Origin of the sequence: Burkholderia sp. A2 (genome assembly GCF_001729305.1) — a bacterium.
GTDB lineage: Bacteria > Pseudomonadota > Gammaproteobacteria > Burkholderiales > Burkholderiaceae > Burkholderia > Burkholderia sola.
In genome coordinates, this window is the sequence record NZ_LZXX01000002.1 from 307,196 (window position 1) to 314,770 (window position 7,575).

Annotated in this window: 6 protein-coding genes; all 6 read left to right on the plus strand. The window is 68.1% G+C overall.

Annotated features, from left to right (window positions below):
• Positions 1–97 precede the first annotated feature (97 nt).
• Entirely contained in the window at positions 98–1,156 is a 1,059-nt protein-coding gene (locus A9Z05_RS01375; protein ID WP_069616575.1) for an NADP-dependent oxidoreductase, read from the plus strand.
• Between the two features lie 92 nt (positions 1,157–1,248).
• Positions 1,249–1,548, plus strand: coding sequence for a putative quinol monooxygenase (locus A9Z05_RS01380; protein ID WP_069616576.1), 300 nt, complete (start codon positions 1,249–1,251; stop codon positions 1,546–1,548).
• 144 nt (positions 1,549–1,692) lie between these two features.
• Entirely contained in the window at positions 1,693–2,148 is a 456-nt protein-coding gene (locus A9Z05_RS01385) for a (2Fe-2S)-binding protein (protein ID WP_006479019.1), read from the plus strand.
• A gap of 1 nt (position 2,149) precedes the next feature.
• Positions 2,150–4,369 carry a xanthine dehydrogenase family protein molybdopterin-binding subunit gene (locus tag A9Z05_RS01390; RefSeq protein WP_069616577.1) on the plus strand — a complete coding sequence of 740 codons (2,220 nt, stop codon included), beginning with the start codon at positions 2,150–2,152 and terminating at the stop codon, positions 4,367–4,369.
• Positions 4,370–4,384: 15 nt separating this feature from the next.
• Positions 4,385–5,689 (plus strand): cytochrome c, encoded by a 1,305-nt coding sequence (locus tag A9Z05_RS01395; protein WP_069616578.1) that lies wholly within the window; start codon positions 4,385–4,387, stop codon positions 5,687–5,689.
• A gap of 153 nt (positions 5,690–5,842) precedes the next feature.
• A complete protein-coding gene (locus tag A9Z05_RS01400) occupies positions 5,843–7,288 on the plus strand; it encodes an NAD-dependent succinate-semialdehyde dehydrogenase (RefSeq protein ID WP_069616579.1) in 1,446 nt (481 codons plus the stop codon).
• The last annotated feature ends 287 nt before the right edge of the window (positions 7,289–7,575 follow it).

Genomic DNA, 7,575 nt, shown 5'->3' on the forward strand with positions numbered 1-7,575 from the left:
GACCGCCGATGCCGTCGCGGGCGTGCACTTTCCGCTGGTCCATCCCTGATCCGATCGTGCCCACGAAGCACGTTCATTCCTGTTGACGGAGGCTCACATGCCGCAAAGCAAGACCGCAAACCGCCAGATCGTCCTGAATTCGCGCCCGGTCGGCGCACCGACGCCGGACAACTTCCGCGCCGAAACCGGCGACGTGCCGGTTCCCGGCCCTGGTCAGGTGCTGCTACGTACCGTCTGGTTGTCGCTCGACCCGTACATGCGCGGCCGGATGAGCGACGCGCCGTCCTATGCGCCGCCCGCCGAACTGGGCCAGCCGATGGTCGGCGGCACGGTCAGCCGCGTGGTGTCGTCGAATCTGCCCGCGTTTCGCGAAGGCGATCTCGTCGTTGCCGGCGCCGGATGGCAGGACTACGCGCTGTCCGACGGACGCGACCTGATCCCGCTCGGCCGCGACTTCGCGCACCCGTCATATGCGCTCGGCGTGCTCGGCATGCCGGGCTTCACCGCATATACCGGGCTGCTGAAGATCGGCGAACCGAAGGCCGGCGAAACCGTGGTCGTCGCGGCCGCGAGCGGCGCGGTCGGCGCGGTGGTCGGCCAGATCGCGAAGCTGAAGGGTTGCCGCGTGGTCGGTGTCGCCGGCGGCGCCGACAAGTGCGCATACGTGACCGGTACGCTCGGCTTCGACGCGTGCGTCGACCATCGCGATCCGGCGTTTGCCGCGAAGCTGAAGGACGCGTGCCCGAACGGCATCGACGTGTATTTCGAGAACGTCGGCGGCGCGGTGTTCGACGCGGTGTGGCCGCTGCTGAACGACCATGCGCGCGTGCCCGTCTGCGGCATCATTGCGCACTACAACGACGCGGCATACGACGACAACGCCGTGTCGAGCGGCCGTGACCGCGTGCCGGCGCTGATGGGCGCGATCCTGCGCAAGCGCATCCGCGTGCAGGGTTTCATCATCCTCGATCACTATGCAACCGGCTATGCGCCGTTCCTGAAAGACATGAGCGAGTGGGTCGCGCAGGGCAAGGTCAAGACGCTCGAGGACGTCGTGCCCGATCTCGCCGACGCGCCGCAAGCGCTGATCGGCTTGCTCGCCGGCAAGAATTTCGGCAAGGTCGTCGTGCGCGTCGGCCCGGACGAACTGGCCTGATCCCGCCGCTCGGCGACAGACAACCGCTGCACGCTGGCGTCGCGAGACGCCGGCTTGTGGCATGCTCGTTTCCGTTTTCAAAGGAGTAGAAAATGGCGCTTCACGTGATTGCTTCGCTGTTCCTGAAACCCGAACACGCGCAGGCCGCCGAGGCCGAACTGCGCAGCATGGTCGCGAAGACGCGCACCGAGCCGGGTAACCGGCGCTACGACCTGTTCCGCGAGCAGGACGGCTCGCCAACCCTGCATCTGTACGAGATCTACGACGACCAGGCGGCGTTCGACGCGCATCTCGCGAGCCCGTATTTCGGCGAATTCCGCACGAAGTCGGCCGACTGGTTCACCGCACCGCCCGTCATCAAGGTGCTGTCGGCCATCGACGTGGCCGAGTAACGACGCAAGCCCGCAACACCGCCGCCGCGGCTCGCCCGCACCCGGGCCGCGCGGCACCCGTTGCGCACGACGCAACGGCGACGCTCCCATGACGCAGCGCGCATCGTTCGCGCCGCTCCCCAATACAACGGCCCCGGAGGCTGAATGATCACCCTCAACATCAACGGCGAAACCCGCTCGGTCGACGCCCCCGACGACATGCCCTTGCTCTGGGTGCTGCGCGACGTCGTCGGCCTGACCGGCACCAAGTTCGGCTGCGGCATCGCGCAATGCGGCGCGTGCACCGTGCATCTCGACGGCGTGGCCGCGCGTTCGTGCGTGTTGCCGGTCGCCGCCGTCGCGGGCCGCAAGATCACGACGATCGAAGCCGTCGGCGCGACGCCGGCCGGCCACAAGGTCCAGCAGGCGTGGCGCGAGCTCGATGTCGTCCAGTGCGGCTACTGCCAGTCGGGCCAGGTGATGGCCGCCACCGCGCTGATCGCGTCGAACCCGAACCCGAGCGATGCCGACATCGACGCGGCCATGGCCGGCAACATCTGCCGCTGCGGCACGTACCACCGGATTCGCGCGGCCGTCAAACAAGCCGCTAAGGAGGCGTGACATGTCCCGAGGACTGATCGAAGCAGGTCGGGCCGGCGCGGGCGTGTCGCGCCGGTCGTTTCTGAAACTCGGCATGTCGCTCGGCGCGGCGGCCGGTGGCGGCTTGCTGCTCGGCTTCAGCCTGCCGGCGGCGGGTGACGATGCGCGCCGCTCGGTGATCGGCGGCGACGCGGCCGAGCCCGCACCGTCGGGCGTGTTCGCCCCGAACGCATTCGTGCAGATCGACCGCGCCGGCAAGGTCACGCTGGTGATGCCGAAGGTCGAGATGGGGCAGGGCGTCTATACCGCGCTGCCGATGCTGATCGCGGAAGAGCTCGAGGTGCCGCTGTCGAGCGTGACGCTCGATCATGCGCCGCCGAACGAGAAGCTGTTCCTCGATCCGCTGCTCGGCGGACAGCTCACCGGCGGCTCGACGTCGGTACGCTACGCGTGGGAACCGCTGCGCCGCGCGGGCGCCACGGCGCGCACGCTGCTGGTCTCGGCGGCCGCGAAGCAATGGAACGTCGATCCGGCCAGTTGCCGCGCGGCGAACGGCGAAGTGCAACATCCGCCGAGCGGCCGGCGCGCATCGTACGGCCAGTTGGCCGACGCCGCGGCGAAGCTGCCGGTGCCGAAGGACGTCGCGCTGAAGCAGCCGGCGGATTTCAAGCTGATCGGCACGCCCGCGAAGCGCCTCGATTCGCCGGAGAAGGTCGACGGCACCGCGCAGTTCGGACTCGACGTGCGCCTGCCCGGCATGCTGTACGCGGTGATCGTGAACAGCCCGGTGTTCGGCGGCACGGTCGCGAGCGTCGACGACACGGCCGCGAAGAAGATCCCCGGCGTGCGCCAGGTCGTGCGCGTCGACAACGCGGTCGCGGTGGTCGGCGATCACACGTGGGCCGCGAAGCGCGGCGCCTCGGCGCTCGTCGTGAAGTGGAACGAAGGCGCGGGCGCGAAGGTGTCGACGAAGGATCTGTTCGCGGATCTCGCGCAGGCGGCGGCGAACGGCAAGGGCGCGGTCGCACGCAAGGAGGGCGACGTCGGCAACGCGTTCGCGAACGCGAAGACGCGCGTCGACGCCGTCTACGAACAGCCGTTGCTCGCGCACGCGACGATGGAGCCCGTGAACTGCACGGTGCACGTGCGTGGCGACGGCTGCGAGATCTGGGTCGGTACGCAGGTGCCGACGCGGGCGCGCGATACCGCACAGCAGCTCACCGGCCTGTCGCCGGACAAGATCGTCGTGCACAACCATCTGCTCGGCGGCGGGTTCGGCCGGCGGCTCGAGACCGACATGATCGGGCAGGCCGTGAAGGTCGCCAAACAGGTCAATGCACCGGTGAAGGTGATCTGGACGCGCGAGGAAGACGTCCAGCACGACATGTACCGGCCGTGCTACTACGACACGATCTCGGCCGGCCTCGACGCGAACGGCAAGCCGGTCGCATGGCGGCACCGGATCGTCGGCTCGTCGATTCTCGCGCGCTTCGCGCCGCCCGCGGTCAAGGACGGCGTCGATCCCGACGCGGTCGAGGTCGCGGCCGAGCTGCCTTACGACCTGCCGAACCAGCTCGTCGACTACGTGCGCCAGGAGCCGCGGCACGTACCGACCGCGTTCTGGCGCGGTGTCGGGCCGACGCGCAGCACGTTCGTCGTCGAAAGCTTCATCGACGAACTGGCCGTGCAAACCAAGACCGACCCGGTCCAGTACCGCCGCGCGCTGCTCGACAAGACGCCGCGCGCACGCAACGTGCTCGACGTCGCGACGAAGGCGGCCGGCTGGGGTGCGTCGCTGCCGAAGGGGCAAGGACGCGGCGTATCGGTGATGCATGCGTTCGGCAGCTTCTTCTCGATCGTCATCGACGTCGCGGTGGACGGCGGCGAGGTGCAGGTCAAGCGCGTCGTGTGCGCAGTCGATTGCGGGATGTTCGTCAATCCGAACACGATCGAGGCGCAAGTGCAGGGCGGCATCATCTTCGGGATCACGGGCGCGCTGTACGGCGAGATCACGATCGAGGACGGCCGCGTCGTGCAGAGCAACTTCACCGACTACCGGATGATGCGAATCAACGAGGTCCCCCCGATCGAAGTCCATCTGGTGAAGAGCGGCGAGGCGCCGGGCGGGATCGGCGAGCCGGGCACGGCCGCGACCGCGGCGGCGCTGGCGAACGCGATCTTCGCGGCGACCGGCACGCGGCTGCGCAAGCTGCCGGTCGGCAACCAGTTGAAAACGGCCTGAGGGGAGGGGACGACCATGCGACATATCACCCTGAACCTGACTGTGCTCCGCGCGTCGCTGCTCGCGCTGTCCGCATTGATGGCCGGCACGGCCGCGCAGGCCGCGCAAACGACACCCGCCGACAGTGCGCTCGTCGCGCGCGGCGCGTATCTCGCGAAAGCCGGCGACTGCGTCGCGTGCCACACCGCGCCGCGCGGCACGCCATTCGCGGGCGGCCTGAAGATGGTCACGCCGATGGGCGCGATCTACACGACCAACATCACGCCCGACCCGGAGACGGGTATCGGCGGCTATACCGAAGCCGAGTTCGCCGGCGCGCTGCGCAAGGGTGTCGCGAAGGACGGTCACAACCTGTATCCGGCGATGCCGTATCCGTCGTATGCGAAGCTGAAGGACGACGACGTGAAGGCGCTCTATGCGTACTTCATGCACGGCGTCGAACCGGTGAAGCAGGCGAACCGGCCGTCCGACATCCCCTGGCCGCTCAACATGCGCTGGCCGCTCGCGTTGTGGAACGTGGTGTTCCTCGACACGACGCCTTACGCGGACAAGCCGGCGAAAGACGCGATGTGGAACCGCGGCGCGTATCTCGTGCAGGGGCTCGGGCACTGCGGGTCGTGCCACACGCCGCGCGGCGTCGGCTTCCAGGAGAAGGCGCTCGACGAAAGCGGCGCGGCGTTCCTGTCGGGTGCGGCGATCGACAACTGGTTCGCGTCGAACCTGACCGGCGAGCACAACACCGGGCTCGGCCGCTGGAACGAGGCCGACGTCGCGCAGTTCCTGAAGACCGGCGCGAACCAGCACGCGACCGCGTTCGGCTCGATGGTGAGCGTGATCAACCACAGCACGCAGGAACTGACCGACGACGATCTGGCATCGATCTCGCGCTATCTGAAATCGCTGCCGGCGGCAGGCGGCACGGGCGCGCCGCCGTACCGCTATGATCCGAAGGCGACGCAGGTCGCGCTGGGCCGACCGGCAACGGATCCGGGCGCGAAGGTGTATAACGCTTACTGCCTGCATTGCCACGGTGTGGACGGGCGCGGCTATGCGCCGCTGCTTGCGCCGCTCGCCGGCAATCCGAACGTGCTCGAGACCGATGCGTCGTCGCTGATCAACGTGACGCTGAACGGTAGCGACACGCTCGTGATCGGCGGCGTGCCGTCCGCGTATCCGATGCCGGCGTTCGCGAACCAGTTGAACGACCGGCAGATCGCCGACGTGCTGACGTTCATGCGCGCCGGCTGGAACAACGGCGCACCGGCCGTGCAGGCGGCGGACGTCGCGAAACTCCGCAAGGCGACGGCGGCCGCGCACTGAGCACGGCGCGCCGCGCAACAAGGGCGGGCCGCCGTGCCTGCCGTCGACGCCGCCGGGTGCGTGCCTGCCCCGGCGGCTTGGCTTTTTCTGTCAACCGGCGTGCGGCCGTTCGCGGCAGCGCGCGTTTTATCGACGCAATGTAGGGGTGTCTGGATGGCTAACGTGACTTATACGGATACGCAACTGCTGATCGACGGCGAGTGGGTCGACGCCGCGAGCGGCAAGACGATCGACGTCGTCAACCCGGCGACCGGCAAGGCGATCGGCAAGGTGGCCCACGCGGGCATCGCCGATCTCGACCGTGCGCTCGCCGCCGCGCAGCGCGGCTTCGAAGCATGGCGCAAGGTGCCCGCGCACGAACGCGCGGCGACGATGCGCAAGGCGGCCGCGCTCGTGCGTGAGCGCGCCGACACGATCGCGCAACTGATGACGCAGGAGCAGGGCAAGCCGCTTACCGAAGCGCGCGTCGAAGTGCTGTCGGCGGCCGACATCATCGAATGGTTCGCGGACGAAGGGCGCCGTGTGTACGGCCGGATCGTGCCGCCGCGCAACCTCGGCGCGCAGCAGACGGTCGTGAAGGAGCCGGTCGGCCCGGTCGCGGCATTCACGCCGTGGAATTTCCCGGTCAACCAGGTCGTTCGCAAGCTGAGCGCGGCGCTCGCCACCGGTTGTTCGTTCCTCGTGAAGGCGCCGGAAGAAACCCCGGCGTCGCCGGCGGCGCTGCTGCGCGCGTTCGTCGACGCGGGCGTGCCGGCGGGCGTGATTGGTCTCGTGTACGGCGATCCCGCTGAAATCTCGTCGTACCTGATTCCGCACCCGGTGATCCGCAAGGTCACGTTCACGGGTTCGACGCCGGTCGGCAAGCAGCTGGCCGCGCTCGCGGGCCAGCACATGAAGCGCGCGACGATGGAACTGGGCGGCCACGCGCCGGTGATCGTCGCCGAGGATGCGGACGTCGCGCTCGCGGTGAAGGCCGCCGGCGGTGCGAAGTTCCGCAACGCGGGGCAGGTCTGCATTTCGCCGACGCGCTTCCTCGTGCACAACAGCATCCGCGACGAATTCACGCGCGCGCTGGTCAAGCATGCGCAAGGGCTGAAGGTCGGCAACGGTCTCGACGAAGGCACGACGCTCGGCGCGCTCGCGAACCCGCGACGACTGACCGCGATGGCGTCGGTCGTCGACAACGCGCGCAAGGTCGGCGCGAGCATCGAAACCGGTGGCGAGCGGATCGGCGCGGAAGGCAACTTCTTCGCACCGACCGTGATCGCGAACGTGCCGCTCGAAGCGGACGTGTTCAACAACGAGCCGTTCGGCCCCGTTGCTGCGATTCGCGGGTTCGACAAGCTCGAGGATGCGATCGCCGAGGCGAACCGCCTGCCGTTCGGGCTGGCCGGCTACGCGTTCACGCGGTCGTTCGCGAACGTGCATCTGCTGACGCAACGCCTCGAAGTCGGGATGCTGTGGATCAACCAGCCGGCGACGCCGTGGCCGGAAATGCCGTTCGGCGGCGTGAAGGATTCGGGCTACGGGTCGGAAGGCGGGCCGGAAGCGCTGGAGCCGTATCTCGTCACGAAATCGGTGACGGTGATGGCGGTTTGATGGTCGGTTGAGGGTGGGCGCGCTGCTGTTTGGGGGCGCGCCCGTTTTGCGCTGACAGATTTCTCGCGACGCTCGCTGCATAGCTGAAAAAGAGGCTGGGGAAGCTTCAGCGTTCAGCGTCCGGTGCTATCGGCGCGATATCTTCGATGCGTTCGAGATTGCTGGGATCCGCGGTTTGGAGGCGGTCGTGTCGATTCACTATTTTACATAACGTGAATTATCGACATTTTCGTTTGTGGCAGCCATATCCTAATGTCGTGTTCTGGCTATTTACAGATGTCGTGTTT

Excerpts from the sequence above, each read along its gene's own strand:
- A9Z05_RS01375 (WP_069616575.1), top strand. The coding sequence starts at position 98 with ATGCCGCAAAGCAAGACCGCAAACCGCCAGATCGTCCTGAATTCGCGC.
- A9Z05_RS01380 (WP_069616576.1), top strand. The coding sequence starts at position 1,249 with ATGGCGCTTCACGTGATTGCTTCGCTGTTCCTGAAACCCGAACACGCG.
- A9Z05_RS01385 (WP_006479019.1), top strand. The coding sequence starts at position 1,693 with ATGATCACCCTCAACATCAACGGCGAAACCCGCTCGGTCGACGCCCCC.
- A9Z05_RS01390 (WP_069616577.1), top strand. The coding sequence starts at position 2,150 with ATGTCCCGAGGACTGATCGAAGCAGGTCGGGCCGGCGCGGGCGTGTCG.
- A9Z05_RS01395 (WP_069616578.1), top strand. The coding sequence starts at position 4,385 with ATGCGACATATCACCCTGAACCTGACTGTGCTCCGCGCGTCGCTGCTC.
- A9Z05_RS01400 (WP_069616579.1), top strand. The coding sequence starts at position 5,843 with ATGGCTAACGTGACTTATACGGATACGCAACTGCTGATCGACGGCGAG.